We start from the raw sequence: 20,244 nt of genomic DNA on the forward strand, positions 1-20,244 counted from the left end.
ACCGTGTGCGGGGTAACATTCAAAATCGGCTTCAGCGACAATCTTCCGCGATCAGCGCTGGATCTCGACTGGATCTTTCGCCAGTAGATATGTGTCTGGATTTCCTTCTTCGTGGACACAGAGCCCCGCTCGAGTAAATGTCACCGCCAATCGTGGTGCATGTCCAGCAGGGGCTGGAATGTGACCGTGTTCAAGGCCGTGAGCTGGAAGAACAAATTTAGGTTTCATTGGATAGTTTTTTTGGAGGGACTACTCCTGGTCAGAGGAGCCTGTAATAAGAATTGTCACGTCTCTTCTGCTGACTCGCCGTCTGAGATCTCGGCGTAGGTCATACAGGTGGGACATCCGTGGACGTTATTCTCATCAACGGCGAAGACACGGACGAAGGTTGAGGTAACGTGACTTCCACAGTTGGAACATTCAGGCATATTGCTTGGTTAGTTTCGATATTTAGGTTTTAGCATCCTTGAGTGTTACGTAGTTTCCCTACACTGACCACTTCGCTAGTTATCTTCTTGAATATCTCATTTATAATCACAACGGATGATAGCGAAGATCCGAAGCTTTACGTTTGATTATCACTATACAGATAACCACACAATGATGGAGCACGTCGACGATATCGCGGCGAAAATCGTGTTAGCCACGAGCGACGGTGACTCCATCCGCCAAATCGCTCACAAGATCGACGGGACCTACTCGTGGGTGTACACCTGGATCGAACGCTTGGAAGAGATCGGTGTCGTCGAGCGAAACGACGGCGTTCATGTGACCGCACCCGCTGTCCGTGAAGGGTACGCTCATACCATGGAAGCAATCAGTCGGCAGTCTCCGCCAACTACCGCAGAGGCGTACGTGTTGCCACACTTTTCGCAAATGCCGTTCACATATACCAAAATCGACGCTGTCTATGTGTGGACACATGGTGGGTACCAGATTGCACGCGGTTCCGACGCCTATCCTGTATTTATGCGCGTTCATGATACGGACGTTGAACAATGGATATCGTTCTTCGAGCGATATGGGATTCCGAGCACCGTTGGCGAGCGCGATGACAGTGTTATCAACGACGCCTCAGGAGAGATCTACTACAGCTTGTACCCGACGACCGAACAGTTCGATCAAGAGTGGGTAGATGGGAACCCAGTGATTCCATTAGCCGAGGCAGTCGAGTACATGCAGGAGTATCGCTGGAATTTCGAGCCAGCATTACAGATGATCGCCGACGAATATAAGGTCGACATCGACGTTGACCGGCCCAGCTACATTCCATCGCAATGAGCCTCCCCGAACGTGAGAACGAGCTCTTATCGACGCTTCAAACAATTATCGATGCCGGTCACCCATACGTTCTCGTCGGTGGATGGGCTGTCACTGCATTCAACCAACGGTTCTCAACCGATGTAGATCTCGTCATTCCCGAGATGGCATTGGAAGAGTACGAATCCTTCCTTGCTGAACACGGGTACGAGCAGACTAACGAGTACGATACGAGTGCGCTCTACGAAGGCCGATTTATTCAGTTTTCGAAAGACGTTGGTAACCCAGTGAGCATCGAGTTGTTGGTGAACGCACTTCGGTGCCGACAGACAGACGCAGAATGGTCGTATCGATACCTCACACAACATTCACAGCCAGCGACTGTCGGGCGGACGCTTACAGTTGATGCTCAGATCCCAGAACAAGAGTTGTTGCTGGCAATCAAACTCCATAGCGGTCGATTAACGGACATTCGCGACGTAATCGCGGCTGCAACAGATGCGGACTTTGACCGCGTCGAAACCCATCTCCATCGGGGGAACCCAAGAGCGCTCTCCACCCAACTTGAAGACATTCTTGAACAATTGGCTGATGAATCGTTCATCGATGCCTTCAAAGGCGAATTCCAACAGAAAACCATCCCAGAAGACGACATCAAACGGGTCCGCAGGTTTCTTCGTGATCAGCAGAACCGACTCGAATGATCGGAACCAGCTGTCTCTTTGGTGAGCAGAAAGTATTGGTTTGATATCTGTACAACATAGATATGTCTGCTATATGACTGAGCCAACGGAGACAATTAAAATCGAAAACGTCGTTGCGTCGACGGGTATCGATCAAGAACTCAATCTCGAACAAGTCGGTGATGATCTTCCTGAGGCAGACTACAATCCCGAGCATTTTCCTGGACTCGTGTATCGGACACAGGAACCGAAAGCTGCTGCACTCATTTTTCGATCGGGAAAGATTGTCTGTACTGGGGCAAGTAGCGAACCGGCAGTACGGGAATCACTCAGTATTGTCTTCGAGGTCCTACGTGGCCTTGGAATTGACATTCCTGAGTCACCCACCATCGAGGTACAAAATATCGTTGCAAGCATCGACTTCGGTAGCCAATTCAACCTCAATGCGATCGCCATCGGACTTGGCCTCGAGGACGTCGAGTACGAACCGGAGCAATTCCCCGGATTGGTGTACCGACTTGACGACCCATCGGCGGTTGCGTTGCTCTTTGGCAGTGGGAAAGCCATTATCACTGGTGCGAAGACTACCGATGCAGTGACTCATGCAACAAACGCCGTTGAAACAAGACTCACGGATCTGGGCTTGTTCGGGTGATGAGTACGTTGGCATTCCAGGGATGGGTTTTGACACAATCACAGCCAGTACTGTTCCGATTGGTTGAATCGTCCCATCAGTCCATACGTGAACATTCCGATATTTTCCCGATATGCGGAGTATCACTTTCACTCTGGTTACATTACCTATAAACACATCCTCTCCCCTCTATCAGATAGCGGGGTGAAAATCCTCCCACCGGAGTTTGTCACACGCTCCGGTCCCCTTTAGTGATCGATGATGAGTGGCCAATACCCCACGCTCGGAGACTGTCCACGCTGTGGAGCCACTATTCCATCATCCCGGCTTCTCATTGAGTATGAGACTGATGCTGGTAGTGGAGTATTCGCCGAATGTCCTGCCTGTCAAGAAGTCGTCGCTCCCGAGTGACTTTCCGATTCTCGATGCCCAGTATCGCACATCATTTGAAACGTGTTCTTCCATTCCCAGATCAGCCGAATTTGCTGCACGAATGCCGTCGATGTGGGGCTACTGTCGACGAGGATTCAGAGTCGTGTTCTGAGTGTGGGTCCACGGAAATTGCTGTCTACGATCTGTGAACGAATAGGGTAGGTTCATTCAGACTTCCCAATAGCATCCCAAACACCGAGTGACGCAGCACACGGACAGGTTCATGACGCTCGGCCAGCAGCGGTATCGAACTGACGAGTTCCACATCGCATACACAGAACCCAACTACTATCATTGGAGTGATTAGAATCGATCTTCGTCAATTTGACGGAAGACTTGCTTCATTTCTTCAGGTAATTCCGATGGATGTGGTCGCTGCTCTTCCCACATCATTTCTGTATACTTTTGTATTTCGTCTGGATCATCAACCCACTGGAGGAACTCCTCTTTGCGATCAGTGTATTCCCGTCTTGCATTCACCAACCGTTCGTGACTCTCTGTGAGTCCAAGATGGCGCATTCGCTGCCTAATGTAATGGCCCAATGCAGTCAGGGTCCACACGCGACGAAGCGTATCATCCCGATACGCCTGGTCTGGTACAATCAGTCCAAGGTGGACCGCTTCGTCTCTCCGATCGTTGAGATAGCCACGACTCACATCCAATAAATCGTCAATCTCGTCAAACCGATACCCCTCAGCATCAAGGAGAGAGATCAATTCAACTGCTCCTTTTCGATCAAAGAACTCTGATAGCTCGGTGTAATCAATTTCATCGGCTCTGTTGAATCGCTGTAAGGCGGTGGATTTCACTGTTTGATGGCACGCTTGATGTTGTAGACGACACACATCAGGGCGATTTCACGGAACTCTCGATACCAGGTTTGCGCTCGCACGGCTCGTGGCACGGCGAGCACCGGCCACTGGATCACGATCCACAACTGCTCTAACAGGAAGCCGACGCCTACGTAGAACAGCCCGTGATGGTCCTCGGGCGGTCACGTGAGCCTCAATTGGGCCGTCTGCGGTCGGTCCCGTGAGTAACTACGCCCGAACCTGCCGCGGAGCTGCTCAGAGCGGGGGAACGAGCATCGCGAACTCGTAGTCGTAGATGTGGTTGAGCATGAAGTAGGTGACCACACCCAGCACGAGGCTCAGGATCCAGCTCCCCGCGGCGATGCGGCCGACGCGTGCGTGGGCAGTCTCTCGTAGCTCGGCGGGCGTATGGGTGAGCCCGAGGATCAGCGCGTACAACACGACCGGGACAGCAACGATCGAGAGCACGATGTGGATCGCGAGCATCGCGAGGTAGAGCTCGTATACCGGGGAGACGGCGACAAACTCCTTCGTCCCGCCGCCGCCGACCCGGATCAGGTAGACAACCAGAAACAGGATGATCGTGATGAATGCGCCCGTCATCGCCGCGCGGTGTTTGTCGACCTCATCCGCTCGGATCCAGTACCAGCCGGCGACGAGCAGTGCGGTCGTCACGGAGTTGATTACCGCGATCGCGTGGGTGAACAGGTTGACCTGCGCGTTCGTCAGATCGGGATAGATCGGAACGTCCGCGACGAAAGTTCCGATGACGAGTCCGTAGCCGACGATCGTCAACAGGATCGTTACGCCTACCGGCCGCTCTCGGAGTCGCTCTTTCGCGTCGGCAGTTGCCATCGGTCGACGTTAGGACAGGCCCCGTATCTGTCTTGCCGTTTCGAACCTTGATCCGTTAGGAGAGCTCTAGCGTGATCCCGTTGTCGCCGTCGACCGCGACGCAGACGCCGTTGACGCACTGGGCGTACTCGCTGGAGTGTCTACCCGACTAGCGGATCCGAGCCGCTCTTCGGGCAAGCCGCATCCTTGAGCAGCTCGTGCTTTCGGTACATCGTCGAGAGAGGACTGTCGCAGCGCTCGGAAAGCTCCGACGCGGTGACGATATTCGAGCGGTAGCTCTCGATTTCCTCGAGAACGGCCTGTCGGCCCTCGTCGTCGACGTCGAACAACACCAGCGCGTCGTTGAGGTGGGCCGCAATCGCATCAAACTCAGTCGACGTGATACCCATCCCCTCGTGGGCCGTCTCCATCTCCCCACCTGAGTACCCGACTGGTCCTCCTGTTACGGAGCTGATGAACTGCGCCTGGTGGATCCGCACTCTCTGCATGTCGATGTCCTCGAAGTAGTACGTGACTCGCTCGTCTTCGAGCATTCGGTTATAGAACTCGTCGACGATAGCACCGATCGCGTCCTGACCACCGAGTCAGTTGTCCAGTACCTCTGTCATTCCGCATAGTTTGTGACTTCGACCGGATGAATTCTCTCCTGATACTGTCTGGTTGAGTCAGTTTGAGAACTGAGCAGGTCGTGATGTTGAATTGAATTGAATTGATGCCCACAGACCTGCTCAGCGAGAGCTATGAGACGGAGTTAGAAGAATCTTGAGCTGGGACTCCGCTTTTCATCGCCTAAATCACTATTGCGTCAACCACAATTGCAAGCAGGATAGCCCCGAGGTAGGCATTGGAGGCGTGGAAGGCACGGAATGCGGCTTGTTTGGTCTGCTCGTGGTGAAGACGGATCGTCGCCCACAGAAAGATGATCCCGACAAAGGCAGTCGTGACAGCGACAAGCCAGCTTAGTTGCGTGAACCAGATCAGCACCGTTGTAGCGGCGAGCGTCGTTCCGAGCCAAAGTACGATGTGTTTGCGTGTCGTTGTTTCGCCACGAACCACCGACATCATCGGGAAGCCACCTCGGGCATAGTCTTCCTTGTATGCTAATGCAAGATTATAGAAATGAGCAGGTGTCCAGACGAAGATCACTGCGGCGAGAGCAATACCAGTGATGCCAATTCGGCCGGTGACGGCGGCCCAGCCGATCAACGCCGGGAGTGCCCCCGCGGCACCACCAATGACAGTATTCTGGACTGTGTTGGGCTTGAGAACAAGTGTGTAGATGACGCTGTAGAACAGGATTGCGATCAACCCAAGTGCAGCTGTGAGTGAGTTCAACTGTAGGAAGATGATCGTTGAAAGTACGGTAAGTGCGATTCCAAAGAGGATGGCATTCCGTTTGGGTAGCTGGTGAGTGACCAACGGTCGGTCGTTTGTTCGTGACATCTTCCGGTCTACATCGCGTTCAAAGACGTGATTGAACGTGCCACTTGCACCGATAGCAAGTACGCCACCGCCGATCGTGAGCAGAATCTCACGGGTTTCTAGGGCAGAACCAGCAGCAAGCGCCATCGCAGCAACGGCGACGAGACAAAGCAGCCACATCAGCCGAGGCTTCATCAACTGGAAGTATGCGAACATACGACCCTTCAGCCGAGTCCCGAGTGGCTGTTCTGAAAGGATGGTTGCTACGGAAGATAATTCAGAGTTGGCACATTCCATATCCTCCGAGTGAAGTGGTTCGTCCGCACTGCCGGTCTCGTATTCCAGTTGCCACGCAAGGGCAAGCACCAATGTTCCGAAGATAGTGAGTCCGAAGCCTAAATGGAGCCAAGGAATAGGGGGTGAACCAGCAGTTATTGACAGCAATGCGCCATGAGCCATCTGTAGTGGATAGAGCACAAGTGCTACAGCGATTGGTGCAGTCACGCGGCCGGAGGTGTCACCGTATACGATGGCATAGGTCGTGGCGAGTAAGAGAACCCCTGTCAGGAACGCAAGCAAGCGGTGTCCGGTTGCGACTGCCATCGTGAGATCGTTCGTTGCGCCGGAACAGATCGGCCAGGTCGTACAGGCTGCTGCTGCGTCCCCAAGCGAGGCTGTTGCCCCGATCACGACCAATAGGTAAACCGCCACGGTCGTAGTTCCTAACGCCGTTATAGGATTATCGATAAACGCCGCATATATCTGTGTTGGTCTTTTCATTATTTTGATCTTCGTTCCTACTCTCAGTACCTTCGATAGCTGATGGTACCTTTTGTGTGAGTAAATACCTTGGCTTGATTCAGAATGAATATCAGTTGGTGATCTGTCAAAAAACATCGGCAGAAAGAATGAGAGGTGTCATAACCGTTTGAGGTGACGGATTACCGTAAACTCACCGTATTATCACCGATCAAATCACAGAAGTAGTGTCAATCAGTCTGTCGAATTAAACCCCAGAAGTAATACTATAGGCTCTGATGAATCGCCATACAGCGTCGGGTTCTTGTGTTCCGATGGCGTTGTGAGAGCATCTACCCGCTTCATCACTCCCGGAACCCTCGACGTCACAGTCACATCCGTCCCAGTGTGACGCCTCAAGCGTCGTGCGTTTTCACCGAAGGTCGCCGCCATCTAGCGATTCACCAGAGCCTCCTCTAGCCAAATGTACCGGTCAGAGGGGACGAAGAGGTTCCCCAGGCGGTTGATTTCTTGTTCTCGGAGATCGGCTTCGTCCGCTTCCCGTTCCTCCATTTTGAACGGCTTCGCCGTCTTAATGACGTCCTCTGCCAGCGATCCAGCGGTCGTGATCAGTACGTCAACGTACCCTTCGCAAACGAGGTAGGCGACGACTTCACGCAGGCCCGACGAGATCATATTCGACGTACACGTGAGATAGATCGTTGCATCAGCGTCTCGCATCTTCTGTGATGTCGATGGCCTCTGCAAGTTGCATCGCCTGAAAGCCCGTCGTTGCATAGGCATCCAGCAGTTCCTGAAAATCGAGTTCTCCGCGGAAGTCGTAGCCTTGTACATTTGATGTGGACAGGCCTTCATCACTTCCTGACAATGTATTTGTGAGAGTTGTCGTCCATACCACCAATTAGAAAGATGTTAGTTTGAAACGTTCGAGATCGGTCGGCGAGTCTCGACACACACAAGTCCAGCATCGACCAACTGTCTGGCATGTCCCGGCCAACGGTGGCTGTGCTCCGACCCGACGACAACCGGATCGTCGAGGCGGTCGAGTATCTCCAGTCACTCGGTGTATCTCCGATCTCAGACCCGATGCTGACAGTCGATCCGACCGGTCAGAGCCCACAGCACGCGGACTACTGTGTCTTTACGAGCGAGACTGGCGTCGACCTGACTGCCACAGCGGGGTGGGAACAACGGGACACCACCGTTTGTGCCGTTGGGGATCAGACTGCGACCGCGTTACGTAACCACGAATACTCGGTCGACGTTGTTCCGTCGACGTTCACGTCCGCAGGTCTTGTCAACGAGTTATCCGCCGGTGTTGACGGACAAACGGTTGAACTTGCTCGGAGTGCACACGGCAGCGACGTACTGGTTGAGGGGCTAAAAGCAGCGGGTGCAACCGTCCACGATACGCACCTGTATCGCTTGCAACGACCAGGGACTGCTGGACAGTCAGTTTCACTTGCCGTAGACGGTGAACTGGACGGGATACTGTTCACATCGCCGAAGACCGTCGAGCACTTCTTCGGGATCGCGATTGAACGCGACGCTGTCGCTACACTACAACGCGGGCTAAAGGAGACAGTTGTCAGTGCGATTGGGGCACCGACAGAGCGTGCTGTCCACAATAACGGTGCCGCTGTCGATGTCATGCCTGATACAGTAGATTTCACCCGGCTTGCTGAGGTCACCGTAAACCAAATTCAGAGGATTCAACGGTGAATTCGCTCCATTTCCAATCAATCAGGCCGTCACGAAAGGTATTACGAGCGTCTAATTATGAAGGCGCTGTATCCGTCTTTAGCTAAGCGAGAAACCACGTGACAGCGGCGACTTATCGAGGCATCTTTTCGAGAGGAATGAGGAGGGAACGGCTGTGTCAACCAATGCCTCCTCATCTCGGATTATGCGTCGGCTCACTCCATTGTTTCCCTCCGAGTTCCTCGAAGAGCACGCCGAGGAACTCGGCGTGGTCGAACGTGACCGCAAGCTCCAGATTCCGGCCTTCGTTTGGGCATTCGTGTTCGGCTTCGCCGCAGGCGAAAGCCGAACACTCGCTGGCTTCAGACGCAGCTACAACTCCACTGCCGACGAGACGATCTCTCCCGGCGGTTTCTATCACCGGTTGACGCCGTCTCTCGCAGAGTACTTCCGCAACCTCGTCGAGCGTGGCCTCGACGAGGTCGCTGTCCCTGACACTGTTGATGCCGATATCGACCGATTCAGGGACGTGATGATCGCTGATGGAACGGTATTGCGGTTGCACGAGTTCCTTGCCGATGAGTACGAAGCTCGCAAGGAGGAGCAGGCTGGAGCGAAGCTCCACCTGCTCCATAATGCCACTGAGCAGACGATAGAACAGCTCGACGTGACTGACGAGAAAACGCACGACAGCACGTTGTTTAACACAGGATCGTGGCTCGAAGATCGGCTCGTTCTGTTCGACCGAGCCTACTTCAAGTACCGCCGCTTCGCGTTGATCGATGAGAACGACGGCTACTTCGTGAGTCGGCTGAAAGAGAACGCAAACCCGGTCGTAACGGAGGAATTACGGGAATGGCGCGGACGCGCCATTCCCTTGGAAGGTGAGAAGATCCACGATGTTGTGGATGATCTGCACCGCGAGTACATCGACGTGGAAGTCAAAGCCGAATTCGACCGAAGACCGTACGGAGGGACGCAATCACGCGATACGAAGCGGTTTCGCGTCGTCGGCGTCCGCAAGGAGGACGCCGACGACTACCACCTGTATATTACGAATCTGCCGAGAGAGGAGTTCCTGCCGTCGGATCTAGGGACGATCTATCGCTGTCGGTGGGAGGTGGAGTTGCTGTTTCGGGAGTTGAAGACGCAGTACGAACTGGACGAGTTCGACACGACAAAGAAGCATGTTGTCGAAACTCTGCTGTACGCGGCGTTGCTGTCACTGCTGGTGAGTCGTGAATTGCTCGATCTGGTCACCGAACAGGCGGACGATGAGATCGTGTTCCCGCCGGAACGCTGGGCGGCGACCTTTCGGTCGCACGCCCAGCTCATCCTCCACGAACTTGGCGAATACCTCGGCTACTCGCCGCCACCGCTGCTCGACCGACTGATCGAAGACGCACAGAAGATCCACCAGCAACGGCCAGTGTTACAAGAGACGCTCGCTACTGCTACTCAACCGAGGTATGAGTCTTAGCTAAAGACGAATAGCTCGCTGACTTCCGAGTCCCATAGCGATGTCTGTCTCCTGGGCCGCGTTGGCCAGAGCCCGGTTGATGTCCGTTGTGTTTTGATGCCCACCAGTCATACTCTCGATGAAAATCGGAGCAGACAATTCGTGTCCCAAAAACTCAACGGAAAGATCGATAGCATCGTAATGGAGTTCCGGAAGCGCTTCGTGAACGAGTTGTACGTCCTCGAAGCCCGTTCCCGAGGTTTCAACGTCTTTCTCTTGAACAATTCGGATGTGGTCGTCTTTTCGATCCTCCGTTTCCGACGAGCTTCGCTCTACCATTGTTCGTCCTTGCGAGAGGGAGTAGTAAAACGGTGCTGTTCCTCCTACCCAAGTCGAGTCCGGCGGTTGCCAATGTCGAACTGTCTCGATACCAGCTGCGCGCTCTGTACGCACGTGAAGCGTGTGTGCGTGAATAAGTCTCTAAAGAAGAGGATTTCAACAGAGCTGTGTATTCATATGAAGCCCCATCACCATAGATGTATGAAGATTTGGCCCTTTGCGGCGGTGACGTACCCACTGGCGTAATCTGAACCGACCGAATAGATGATAGAGGAGATGCTACACCGAACCGGACGGGGTGTCTGAATGACAGCGCCCACTTAAACTGGGTCAAATAGTTCGGTGCGATTATAACCGAGAGAACCTAATATACGAGATGTCGAAGCTGACCTAACAAATAGGAGCCCGTACGAGAGCTTCGAGTCGAAAAACGTCATCGTTGTGGACACCACTAACCGCTGTCCTGACTGTGGCGGACCGATGCGAAATCGTCGAATATCGCTAAAATGACCATGGCATCCAATTCCGATAAAGACCGCAACAAGACGGAGGATTCGACAGTACAATCTGCGAAACCAGAATCAGCGCTCGAAACGGCACGCCGGCAGCTCCACCATGCCGCAGACCATCTCAGTATTGACCAGCATATCGTCGAACGACTCAAACACCCAAAGAAAGTCCATGAGGTTACCGTCCCTGTCGAACGTGATGACGGCACAGTCGAGGTCTTCACGGGATACCGAGCCCAACATGATAGCGTCAGAGGTCCGTATAAGGGAGGGCTCCGGTACCACCCTGAAGTGACCAGAGATGAATGTGTCGGACTCGGAATGTGGATGACCTGGAAGTGTGCATTAATGGATCTCCCGTTCGGCGGTGCCAAGGGTGGCGTCGCTGTCAATCCGAAAGACCTGAGTTCAGCGGAAAAAGAGCGGCTTACCCGGCGGTTTGCACAAGAGATTCGCAACGTCATCGGCCCCAACAAGGATATTCCTGCCCCAGACATGGGGACGGATCCACAGACGATGGCGTGGCTGATGGACGCGTACTCGATGCAAGAAGGTGAGACGACACCGGGCGTCGTAACCGGAAAGCCGCCGGTCGTCGGTGGCAGTAAAGGCCGTGAAGAAGCCCCCGGACGGAGCGTGGCGATCATCACACAACTCGTCTGCGAGTACTACGATCGTCAACTCGAGGAGACGACGATAGCAATACAGGGATATGGAAGTGTCGGCGCGAATGCTGCCCGACTGCTTGACGAATGGGGGGCAACGGTCGTCGGAATCAGCGACGTCAATGGAGCGATGTACGACCCAGAGGGGATCGATACGGCTTCAGTTCCCTCGCACGACGAGGAGCCGGAAGCCGTCACCGACTACGCGGATACCCTGATTTCGAACGAAGAGCTGCTCACGCTTGACGTCGACGTGCTCATTCCCGCGGCTCTGGGGAACGTTATTACGGAAGAGAACGCAGAGGCGATTGCTGCGGATCTCGTCGTCGAAGGAGCAAACGGTCCGACCACTTCGGCAGCAGATTCGATACTCACCGATCGAGATGTTGCAGTGATCCCCGACATTCTCGCCAACGCCGGTGGAGTTACAGTCAGCTACTTCGAGTGGCTCCAAGACATTAATCGTCGAGCGTGGTCTCTCGAACGAGTGAATGATGAACTCGAAACAGAGATGCAGGCCGCCTGGCGTGACGTCCAAGCAGAGTTCGAAAGCCGTGATGTCACCTGGCGTGATGCAGCCTACATCGTCGCGCTTTCTCGAATCGCTGAGGCTCACAGGGCCCGGGGGTTGTGGCCGTAATAGATGGGTCATCCTCCACTCAAGCGAACTCGGCAGCCATCCACTCCGCTTGAGCGAGGACTATTTCGGATATTCCGACTGTCATCGCTCGGTACCACTGCTGTAGTTGTTTGGTTATTTGGGTATCTATTCATCGCGTTTACACTCAGCGTGATTGGCATCTACGATCCTGAATTCGGCGTGATGAGCTTTACCGATCCCTTCTTTATTGTGTCGAGCTTCCTGGCGGGAGTTTTTATGTGTGCGATGTCCGGGACGCTCACACTACTCACACTCCTTCTTGAGACGAAGAATGCAAACGCGGAATTTGTTATACTGGTGAGTTTGATTGCCTTTGGCTTTGGTGCAGCCACGATGCGAGTTACATCCAATCCTGTGCAAGCGTGGCTCATTGATGTATGGAGCGCTATAGTGTGAACCGGCTTGAAGGCAAGTGGTTCGAGAGATTTATTCCCTCATCATCACGAGACGGCTTTTTTGTCGTCTCGGACGACTCCAAGCACGCCGCCTACTCAGCCTGGTGATCTGGATAATCCTATTCGAAGTGATCGACGGATTTCTCGTACTGCTCGGTCGCGTGTTCCCAGTCGACGACCTCGAAGAAGGCATCGATGAAGCTTCCCCGATCCGGGCCGTAGTCGTAGTAGTAGGAATGCTCCCAGACGTCGAGCGCAAGGACGGGATGAGCGCCCCAGAGCGCGCCCTGGTCGTGCTTGTCGACAACAACGTTCGCAGCTGCTTTGCGACCGGATCGTACACTAGGAGAGCCCAGCCACCAGCGGCGCTCGCGGCGGCTTCGAACTCTCCTTTCCAGCCCTCGTCGGTCCCGAAATCGTCTTCAATACGCTCGCGGAGATCGCCAGACGGTTCGCCGCCGCCGTTGGGCGACATATTGTTCCAGAACAGCGTGTGGAGATAATGGCCACAGCCGTTGTGGGTGACGCTGCGCATCGCGCTTCCGGAGGAACCGAAGTCACCTGATTCGCGGTTCTCCGCCAGCGTCTTTTCGGCGCTATCCAGGCCATTCACATAGCCCTGATGGTGGGTATCGTGGTGCCACGTCAACACTTGCTCGGAAATGTGCGGTTCGAGTGCATCATAGTCGTACGGGAGCGGTGGCAGTTCGGGATCGGATTGCTCGGACATTGCACTTGAGATGTTGTACCCCGTTCATCCATCCGTTCTAGTTTAGCGCAGCGATGCATCCAGAGACTCCGAACTATAATAGTCAGTAACTAGGAATGTAAGAATCCGGTAGAGAGTGTGTATACCCTACCGGATTCAGTAGTTGTGAACCGTATTCAAAGAGCGTTTCCATCCGATGAGTTGCGCGAGCGTGCTCGCGCAACGAATCTCATCCAGCGAGAGCGGAAACTCGACGTCGTCGCNGTTGTGAACCGTATTCAAAGAGCGTTTCCATCCGATGAGTTGCGCGAGCGTGCTCGCGCAACGAATCTCATCCAGCGAGAGCGGAAACTCGACGTCGTCGCGTTGTTTTACACGCTCTCCCTCGGCTTTGCCACCGGTTCTGATCGGTCAATTCAGGCGTTTCTCGAACGCTACGTTGAGATGGCTGACTGTGACGAACTCTCGTATGCGACGTTTCATGGGTGTGGTTCAAACCAGGGTTCGTTGCACTTCTCAGAGAGATTCTCGATGACGCCATCGAGAATCTCGACACGGGCCAAACCGATCTGACCGGACGTCTCGAACGGTTCCGAGATGTCCTGATCGTTGACGCTACGATCATCTCGCTCTATCAAGACGCCAGGGACGTCTACACACTTGATGAAGACCGAGCCGGGGCGAAACTCCATCTCACCGAATCGCTCTCGACTGGGCTTCCGACGCGATTCCAGACAACCGATGCAAGCACCCATGAACGGAGCCAGCTACCCACCGGAGAGTGGGTAGCTGGCGCCCTCATCCTGTTCGATCTTGGCTACTACGATTTCTGGCTGTTCGACCGCGTTGATGCCAATGACGGCTGGTTTGTCTCTCGCGTCAAAGATAACGCAGACTTCGAGATCGTCGAAGAACTCCGTACGTGGCGCGGGAACAGCATTCCGCTGGAGGGGCAGTCGCTGCAGGCCGTCCTGGACGACCTGCAGCGACAGGAAATCGACGTACAGATCACGCTCTCGTTCGACCGTAAACGAGGGTCGGGCGCCAGTGCGNCGATTAGTCGGCGTTCGCAACGATGACAGCGGCGAGTATCATCTGTACCTGACGAATCTGGACAGAGACGACTACCGCGCGCCCGATATTGCACAGCTCTATCGGGCGCGCTGGGAGATCGAACTGCTGTTCAAAGAACTGAAATCGCGGTTTGGCCTCGACGAAATCAACAGGACCGACGCTTACATCATCGAGGCGCTGATCATCATGGCAGCACTCTCGTTGCTGATGAGCCGGGTTATCGTCGACGAACTCCAGAAACTCGACGCAACCCAGCGAGACTGCGACGACGACGCCTTGGCGTCGTCGATGCGGCTTCCTCGACGACGATGTTCACACGCTGTCGAACGGCACGCGCATCTGATCCAGTTGTACCTGATGCTGGATTTGGGGTACGAGCTACCGGATCTCGATTCGTTGTTACTGTGGTCGTCACGAGATCCAAATCCACACCGTCCGAGGCTACGCGAGCAAGTAGAGTCAGGCGAGTTCTGGTAAGGAACTCGCCTGACGAAATGGGCCTGATCAGCGACGGCTCTGGAACGGCGGCGCACTCACGACCGCGAGTGCGCCGCCTTCGACGGGAGACATGACCGACCATCAGCCGGTCTGCCGGAACAGCAGCGACCTCGGTACGTTGCGGTCAGACTCGACGCAATTTCGGCGTGATCCCCGTCTCAGCCAGTCACTAAACTAGAACGGATGGGATAGATACAAACGGCTTTGTCGGGTCCACCATGGTACTCAAGATCCGCCTGACGACCACCCTCGAGATTCGTCTCACCGAGGAAGCAGTCACCCTCAATAGGATCTTTGAAGAAGGCCGTTTCCCTCGGTCGATTCATTGGATCAGAGGCACCCTCACTCCCGTAGGTGGCTGGCGTTCCCACCTGAATCGACCGGATGGATGCGGCAGTATCGACTGTCATTGTCTCATTGAAAGCACGTCCTGATATGAGTCGAGCGTCCGTTCGATGTCGGCTTCGGTATGAGCGTAACTCACGAACTGACTCTCGAGTTGGTTCGGCGTGAGTAACACGCCTCGCTCGGCCATTGCTGGCCAGAACGTTCGCTTCCACCGATCGGTCTCTCCGGCTTCGACGTCCGCACCGGTTTTCGGACATAGATCGAATCTTGGACAGTCCGGATCCTGTACACATCCGGCCCGACAGTGGCCATCGAACGTCTCGGGGGCCTCGCGGGTAAACAGCAGTTTGAACATTGAGTCCGTGCCCACGACGGTGTACTCGGGCGCGTAATCTTCGACGATATCTACTAATCCGGACCGGAGTTGGTCTCCGAGGTTGTCGACGTGTGAATAGACGTCGTGTTCCTTTGCGAACTGCAGGGTTTCGAGACCGGCAGCCATTGTTACCGGATGTCCGTTGAAGGTACCGGATTCGAAGACATCACCCGTCGGCGTAAATTCCTGCATGAGTTCGGCCCGACCGCCAATCGCCCCAACAGGGAATCCGCCACCAATGATCTTCGCGAATGTCGTGAGGTCTGGCTCGATATCGTACTTGCCCTGTGCACACTGCAAGCCGCCGATACGGAAGCCGGTGATCACTTCGTCTAGAATGAACAATGATCCGTATTCGTCACAGAGTTCCCGAATCGTCTCGTGGTAGCCTTCGATCGGAAGGACGATCCCACAGTTACCCAACAGCGGTTCGGTCACGACCGCCGCAATATCTTGACCGTACCGCTCGAAGACTTCTTTGAGTGCTTCACCGTCGTTGAACGGCACTGGGATCGTTTCCTCGGCGAATGTTTCGGGCACGCCTAAACTGCTCGGTCCACGCTTGTCGAGACTACCCTCGACGAGAACCGATTCGTGACCACCGTGGTAACCACCTTGCATTATAATGATTTTATCACGACCGGTATAACCTCGAGCGAGGCGGATTGCTGCTGCAGTCGCCTCCGTCCCGGAGTTAACAAACCGGAGCCGCTCGACACTGTCGACGTGGTCGATGACGAATTCCGCGAGTTTGACTTCGACGTCGGTCGGGATCCCGTACATCGGTCCGTCGGCGACCGCCTCCGAAATCGACTCTCGAACAGAATCGGGGAGATCGTGACCGAGGAGCAGGGGTCCGTACCCCATGATGTAGTCACAGTATTGGTTGCCGTCGGCGTCGACGATGTCGGCTCCCTCACCGTGATCAACGAATACTGGCGTCGGCTGTGGATCGGCCCGAACGGATGAGTTGACACCGCCAACCAGCAATTCGAGTGCGTGATCGTAGAGTTGAAAGGAGGTGCTCTCGTCGTGGTTCTGAGTCATATTTTTTCTTGATCGTGGTTTCTAAAGGGTCTGTTGAAACTCGTTGACAGGCGGTCGAGGTGAACGCCTAGGGTTTGACTGAGGCGGTTCACCAGTCGTTTCCTTCGACGTACGGGTAGCTCCAGAGCATCACCTGAAGTACAACAGCTTTGAACCAGGCGTGGTACATCGCGTCGACCTCGTCAGCGCTATGTTCACCATCGTCAAGGAAGTCTCGAACGGTCGCAGTGATTGGATAAATGAATCCGATCACGTACCGAAGATCGAGGACTGGGACAGCGTCTACATCGTCAGTCTCGTTTTCTTCATGTGGTGACGGCGACCGATCTCGAACAGGCCGGTCCCGACCGCGACGGGCACCCCGATGGTCGTACTCTCGACACCTACGAGCACCATGGTATTATGTCGATAGCTACTGCAGTAATTCCCCGTATGGGACTCAACGCGCTCACGCCGCGGCACGCGCTCTTAGTCGGGCTACTAGCGTTACTTCCCGTTGGCTGGTTCGCATTCGGGAGGTCGACAACTGGCGGGCTCGTAGCTGCTGTCAACGTCGTGCTGATCATCGTTGCACTATATGTTGCGTTGGGGCCGGTTGAAACCCGACACGGTACTACACAACGCGATAACTGATGTCCAGGATCGCGGCCTCCGTCACATTCGCAGCTAGCTCTCCGATCGTTTCCGGACCACACGTTGACCCGCTGGGGTTTTTCGCAGCTGGGTTACTCGCCGGGGGCGCACTGTCTCGGAATGTGTGGATCGCTCGTGACGGTGAACGCAGACAAGGTTCAATCCCACGGTTTCCTCCCATGTCCATCATTTTCCCCGCCTATCTCTATGCCTTCGTGCTCGGCGATCCTGCTCGCGGTGGGATATCCCTTGGAGTACTTGGAATCGATGTGGTTCCGACATTGTTCGCCTACGGAATACTCCTCGGTTCGCTGGACTCGTCAACCCGAAGGCGACTGCACCGCGTTCTCGGGTCTCCTTTCTCGTCCTCGGGTACGTCCCGCTGCAACACGGATTGGTACTCTATGGGATCCACCTTCCGCATCCACCTGTTCCGTCCTATCAGCCGCTCTAAATGGTCACCGTATCAATGACAGACCCACCTCGATCCGAACCGAACTCGACCGACGGAACCGATACCAAACAGTCGGTGGACTTCACCGCTACGAGCACCGAGGATGTCGAAACCTCGTCAGGAAGTTGTACGCTTTGTGGTCTCGTGACGCCGTCCCCACCAGTTACTGACCCGAACGTCGCTGGAACGTTCTGTTGTCCCGGCTGTCTCGAGGTCCACCGCACGCTCGACGATGTCGATACAAACGCTGATGCTGTCCGTGACCGCGCGGCGAGCGAGTCGTCGAATCTGGACAACCTCGACGGAGAGGACGCTTTCCTCAGCGTCGATGGGATGCACTGTGCAACCTGCGAAGCGTTCCTCGAGGCGCAAGCGATAACCACTGAGGGGATTCTCGGAAGCGAGGCGAGTTACGCTACGGATACAATCCGATTGGTGTATAACCCTGACGTTATCGACGATGATCAACTTTCCGAGGTTATCTCGGGGTACGGCTATGACGCTCGCGAGCGAACGGACGACTCGAACGAGGAACCGCGGGACGCTGCGCTCGTGAAGTTTCTGATCGGTGGTGGGTTGTTCGGGATGATGGTGATGGTCTGGTACGGTGTTTTCCTGTACCCGACCTATTTCGGTTATGAGCCGCTGGCCGAGTTCGGGAGCTACGACGGCTACTACGTTGGCGTGAATATCTGGCTCATGACCTCGTTTGTGCTCTTCTATACGGGGTACCCTATCCTGCGAGGTGCGTACGTTAGTCTGCGGGCAGGAATGCCGAACATGGATCTCCTCGTCTCGCTGGCAGCGGTTGGCGCCTATGCGTACAGCACCATCGCGATGGTACTCGGCCGAACAGACCTGTACTTTGACGTCTCGGTCGCAATCATCCTCGTAGTCAGCGCGGGAACCTACTACGAAAGCCGGATCAAACGCCGTGCCGCGGGATTGCTGTCCGATCTCACTGAAACACAAGTTAACGAAGCCCGCCTAGCCGATACCGGTGAGACGGTCCCACTCTCGGCGGTTGAGTCCGGTGATCAGTTGCTCGTCCGTCCGGGCGAGCGCGTCCCGCTTGACGGAACCGTCTGTGAGGGTCAAGCGGCTGTCGACGAATCGCTGATTACCGGCGAGTCGCTGCCTGTAACAAAGAACGTCGATGATCCCGTCCGCGGCGGTACCGTCGTCACGGACGCAGCAGTCGTTATCGAGGTTGGCGATAACGTCGAGAGCACGCATGATCGATTGCTCTCCCTGCTCTGGTCGATTCAGAGCGCCCGTCCAGGTATCCAGCGACTTGCGGACAGACTTGCGACGGTTTTTGTCCCGGTTGTCGTCGGACTTGCGTCGGTCGCGACAATCGCGTTGCTCGCGACTGGTGCGAGTCTGGGGACAGCAGTGTTGGTCGGATTATCGGTCGTAATCGTCTCCTGTCCGTGTGCACTGGGTCTCGCGACGCCGTTAGCGATCGCATCAGGCGTCCAGACCGCGGCACGTCGGGGGATCGTCGTCGTGACAGAGACGTTTTTTGAGGATGCCCCTGACGTCGATATCGTCGTTCTTGACAAGACGGGTACCCTCACCGAGGGACAAATGTCCGTCACAGCCGTCCACAGTGCCCAAACTGGAGCCGAGGACTCGGCGACCGCGATCACTGACGGGATCCTGCGACGCGCCGGGACCGTCGAAGCGCTTTCTGAGCATCCAATCGCCCGTGCGATCGCCGATGAGGCATTCGAGGACTGTGAACGCGACTCCATCGTGAACGTAGACGAATTCGAACGGGCACCTCGAGGCGTTAGCGGCGTCGTCGACGATGAGCGGATATTCGTCGGCCACCCGGAATTCGTCCGCGAGCACGGCGTGTCGATACCGTCGTCACTCGAGTCCCGAATCGAGTCCGTCCGATCCGACGGCGGCGTACCGGTTGCCGTCGGTTGGCGAAACCGCGTACGCGGTGTCATCGTGGTACGCGATTCGCTTCGCGAGAACTTACACCGCGTAATCGATCGGCTGGCAGCTGATCGCGAGGTCGTCGTTCTCACTGGCGACGAGGGCGCAGTGGCCGATCGGTTCCGGGATATCAACGGCGTCGACGAGGTCTTCGCGGCGGTCCCGCCGGAGGCCAAAGCCGAAACGATACGTCGTCTTCGCACACGTGGGACAGTCGCGATGATCGGCGATGGGAGTAACGATGCGCCCGCTCTGGTCGCCGCGGATGTCGGGGTTGCAATGGGAAGCGGCACAGATCTCGCGATTGACGCCGCAGACGCCGTGATCCTCGGCGATGACCTCACCGCCATCACCGACCTCCTCGACGTTGCCTCGGGCACATATCGGCGCATCCGGCAGAACCTCGGCTGGGCGTTCGCGTACAACGCGATAGCCATCCCGCTCGCGATTTCCGGCTTCTTGAATCCGCTGTTCGCGGCGGTCGCGATGGGAATGAGTAGTCTACTCGTCGTCGTCAATTCCTCGCGACAACTGTGAGAGAATACGTGTTTGCACTTCGCCCTTGGGT

16 protein-coding genes and 7 pseudogenes are annotated in these 20,244 nt (G+C 55.4%); 12 read left to right on the forward strand and 11 right to left on the reverse strand.

Annotated features, from left to right (window positions below; translation table 11 throughout):
* Positions 1-284 precede the first annotated feature (284 nt).
* Positions 285-428: a DUF7563 family protein gene (locus C484_RS25135; RefSeq protein WP_420883934.1), complete on the reverse strand. Its 144-nt coding sequence runs from the start codon at positions 426-428 to the stop codon at positions 285-287.
* A 172-nt stretch (positions 429-600) separates the two neighbouring features.
* On the opposite strand from C484_RS25135, the gene C484_RS07145 reads away from it, so the two are divergent.
* The 4 genes from C484_RS07145 (at position 601) to C484_RS25140 (ending at position 2,988) form a co-directional block, all read left to right on the forward strand.
* Entirely contained in the window at positions 601-1,281 is a 681-nt protein-coding gene (locus C484_RS07145; protein WP_193364804.1) for a helix-turn-helix domain-containing protein, read from the forward strand.
* Positions 1,278-1,964, forward strand: coding sequence for a hypothetical protein (locus C484_RS07150; protein WP_006825269.1), 687 nt, complete (start codon positions 1,278-1,280; stop codon positions 1,962-1,964). Before C484_RS07145 ends, C484_RS07150 begins: the two co-directional genes overlap by 4 nt.
* Positions 1,965-2,037: 73 nt before the next feature.
* The gene (locus C484_RS07155) at positions 2,038-2,598 is read left to right on the forward strand and encodes a TATA-box-binding protein (protein ID WP_006825270.1); all 561 of its coding nucleotides are present in this window, start codon (positions 2,038-2,040) and stop codon (positions 2,596-2,598) included.
* A gap of 240 nt (positions 2,599-2,838) precedes the next feature.
* The gene (locus C484_RS25140; protein ID WP_449289169.1) at positions 2,839-2,988 is read left to right on the forward strand and encodes a DUF7837 family putative zinc-binding protein; all 150 of its coding nucleotides are present in this window, start codon (positions 2,839-2,841) and stop codon (positions 2,986-2,988) included.
* Between the two features lie 324 nt (positions 2,989-3,312).
* Here the strand turns inward: C484_RS25140 and C484_RS07160 are convergent, their stop codons facing one another.
* From C484_RS07160 to C484_RS24585, 6 genes and pseudogenes are all read right to left on the reverse strand, one after another.
* Complete coding sequence (locus C484_RS07160) at positions 3,313-3,819, reverse strand: hypothetical protein (protein WP_006825271.1); 507 nt, start codon at positions 3,817-3,819, stop codon at positions 3,313-3,315.
* Positions 3,816-3,905 (reverse strand): annotated as a pseudogene (locus C484_RS23875) (IS5/IS1182 family transposase); the annotation flags it as partial. The pseudogene C484_RS23875 and the gene C484_RS07160, both read right to left, overlap by 4 nt.
* Positions 3,906-4,077: 172 nt before the next feature.
* The gene (locus tag C484_RS07165) at positions 4,078-4,677 is read right to left on the reverse strand and encodes a DUF420 domain-containing protein (protein ID WP_006667299.1); all 600 of its coding nucleotides are present in this window, start codon (positions 4,675-4,677) and stop codon (positions 4,078-4,080) included.
* Positions 4,678-4,922: 245 nt separating this feature from the next.
* A pseudogene (locus tag C484_RS07170) lies at positions 4,923-5,243 on the reverse strand (group I truncated hemoglobin); the annotation flags it as partial.
* A gap of 223 nt (positions 5,244-5,466) precedes the next feature.
* On the reverse strand, positions 5,467-6,879 hold the full coding sequence (locus tag C484_RS07175) for a heme o synthase (protein ID WP_006825274.1): 1,413 nt from the start codon (positions 6,877-6,879) through the stop codon (positions 5,467-5,469).
* Between the two features lie 423 nt (positions 6,880-7,302).
* Positions 7,303-7,751, reverse strand: a pseudogene (locus C484_RS24585) (deoxyhypusine synthase family protein); the annotation flags it as partial.
* A gap of 91 nt (positions 7,752-7,842) precedes the next feature.
* Between C484_RS24585 and C484_RS07185 the strand changes: the two are divergent.
* Entirely contained in the window at positions 7,843-8,580 is a 738-nt protein-coding gene (locus C484_RS07185) for a uroporphyrinogen-III synthase (RefSeq protein ID WP_006667303.1), read from the forward strand.
* A gap of 184 nt (positions 8,581-8,764) precedes the next feature.
* Positions 8,765-10,039 carry an IS4 family transposase gene (locus tag C484_RS07190; protein ID WP_006825277.1) on the forward strand — a complete coding sequence of 425 codons (1,275 nt, stop codon included), beginning with the start codon at positions 8,765-8,767 and terminating at the stop codon, positions 10,037-10,039.
* Between the two features lie 12 nt (positions 10,040-10,051).
* Here the strand turns inward: C484_RS07190 and C484_RS07195 are convergent.
* Positions 10,052-10,357 (reverse strand): annotated as a pseudogene (locus tag C484_RS07195) (alpha-hydroxy-acid oxidizing protein); the annotation flags it as partial.
* 441 nt (positions 10,358-10,798) lie between these two features.
* Here C484_RS07195 and C484_RS24895 point away from each other — a divergent pair.
* The 3 genes from C484_RS24895 to C484_RS07205 all read left to right on the forward strand — a co-directional run bounded on the left by C484_RS24895 (position 10,799) and on the right by C484_RS07205 (position 12,588).
* Complete coding sequence (locus C484_RS24895; protein ID WP_394295305.1) at positions 10,799-10,867, forward strand: rubrerythrin-like domain-containing protein; 69 nt, start codon at positions 10,799-10,801, stop codon at positions 10,865-10,867.
* 2 nt (positions 10,868-10,869) lie between these two features.
* A complete protein-coding gene (gene gdhB / locus C484_RS07200) occupies positions 10,870-12,171 on the forward strand; it encodes a glutamate dehydrogenase GdhB (protein ID WP_204366369.1) in 1,302 nt (433 codons plus the stop codon).
* A gap of 150 nt (positions 12,172-12,321) precedes the next feature.
* The gene (locus tag C484_RS07205) at positions 12,322-12,588 is read left to right on the forward strand and encodes a hypothetical protein (protein WP_239640936.1); all 267 of its coding nucleotides are present in this window, start codon (positions 12,322-12,324) and stop codon (positions 12,586-12,588) included.
* A 118-nt stretch (positions 12,589-12,706) separates the two neighbouring features.
* Here the strand turns inward: C484_RS07205 and sod are convergent.
* Positions 12,707-13,317, reverse strand: a pseudogene (gene sod, locus C484_RS07210) (superoxide dismutase).
* Between the two features lie 210 nt (positions 13,318-13,527).
* Between sod and C484_RS07215 the strand changes: the two are divergent.
* Positions 13,528-14,847, forward strand: a pseudogene (locus C484_RS07215) (IS4 family transposase).
* 427 nt (positions 14,848-15,274) lie between these two features.
* On the opposite strand, the gene hemL reads toward C484_RS07215, so the two are convergent.
* Complete coding sequence (gene hemL, locus C484_RS07220) at positions 15,275-16,639, reverse strand: glutamate-1-semialdehyde 2,1-aminomutase (protein WP_006825286.1); 1,365 nt, start codon at positions 16,637-16,639, stop codon at positions 15,275-15,277.
* 88 nt (positions 16,640-16,727) lie between these two features.
* A complete protein-coding gene (locus C484_RS07225) occupies positions 16,728-16,892 on the reverse strand; it encodes a protoglobin domain-containing protein (RefSeq protein ID WP_006825287.1) in 165 nt (54 codons plus the stop codon).
* A 545-nt stretch (positions 16,893-17,437) separates the two neighbouring features.
* Between C484_RS07225 and C484_RS22865 the strand changes: the two are divergent.
* Both C484_RS22865 and C484_RS07230 read left to right on the forward strand, forming a co-directional pair.
* Positions 17,438-17,726 (forward strand): annotated as a pseudogene (locus C484_RS22865) (urease accessory protein UreH domain-containing protein); the annotation flags it as partial.
* 15 nt (positions 17,727-17,741) lie between these two features.
* The gene (locus tag C484_RS07230) at positions 17,742-20,213 is read left to right on the forward strand and encodes a heavy metal translocating P-type ATPase (protein ID WP_006825288.1); all 2,472 of its coding nucleotides are present in this window, start codon (positions 17,742-17,744) and stop codon (positions 20,211-20,213) included.
* Positions 20,214-20,244: the final 31 nt, after the last annotated feature.

The sequence above is a fragment of the Natrialba taiwanensis DSM 12281 genome, assembly GCF_000337595.1.
Taxonomy (GTDB): domain Archaea; phylum Halobacteriota; class Halobacteria; order Halobacteriales; family Natrialbaceae; genus Natrialba; species Natrialba taiwanensis.

Coding starts and splice junctions, on each gene's coding strand:
- gdhB (WP_204366369.1), top strand. CDS start 10,870: ATGGCATCCAATTCCGATAAAGACCGCAACAAGACGGAGGATTCGACA.
- C484_RS07185 (WP_006667303.1), top strand. CDS start 7,843: ATGTCCCGGCCAACGGTGGCTGTGCTCCGACCCGACGACAACCGGATC.
- C484_RS07165 (WP_006667299.1), bottom strand. CDS start 4,677: ATGGCAACTGCCGACGCGAAAGAGCGACTCCGAGAGCGGCCGGTAGGC.
- C484_RS25135 (WP_420883934.1), bottom strand. CDS start 428: ATGCCTGAATGTTCCAACTGTGGAAGTCACGTTACCTCAACCTTCGTC.
- C484_RS07145 (WP_193364804.1), top strand. CDS start 601: ATGATGGAGCACGTCGACGATATCGCGGCGAAAATCGTGTTAGCCACG.
- C484_RS07150 (WP_006825269.1), top strand. CDS start 1,278: ATGAGCCTCCCCGAACGTGAGAACGAGCTCTTATCGACGCTTCAAACA.
- C484_RS07190 (WP_006825277.1), top strand. CDS start 8,765: ATGCGTCGGCTCACTCCATTGTTTCCCTCCGAGTTCCTCGAAGAGCAC.
- C484_RS25140 (WP_449289169.1), top strand. CDS start 2,839: ATGAGTGGCCAATACCCCACGCTCGGAGACTGTCCACGCTGTGGAGCC.
- C484_RS07230 (WP_006825288.1), top strand. CDS start 17,742: ATGACAGACCCACCTCGATCCGAACCGAACTCGACCGACGGAACCGAT.
- C484_RS07175 (WP_006825274.1), bottom strand. CDS start 6,879: ATGAAAAGACCAACACAGATATATGCGGCGTTTATCGATAATCCTATA.
- C484_RS07155 (WP_006825270.1), top strand. CDS start 2,038: ATGACTGAGCCAACGGAGACAATTAAAATCGAAAACGTCGTTGCGTCG.
- hemL (WP_006825286.1), bottom strand. CDS start 16,639: ATGACTCAGAACCACGACGAGAGCACCTCCTTTCAACTCTACGATCAC.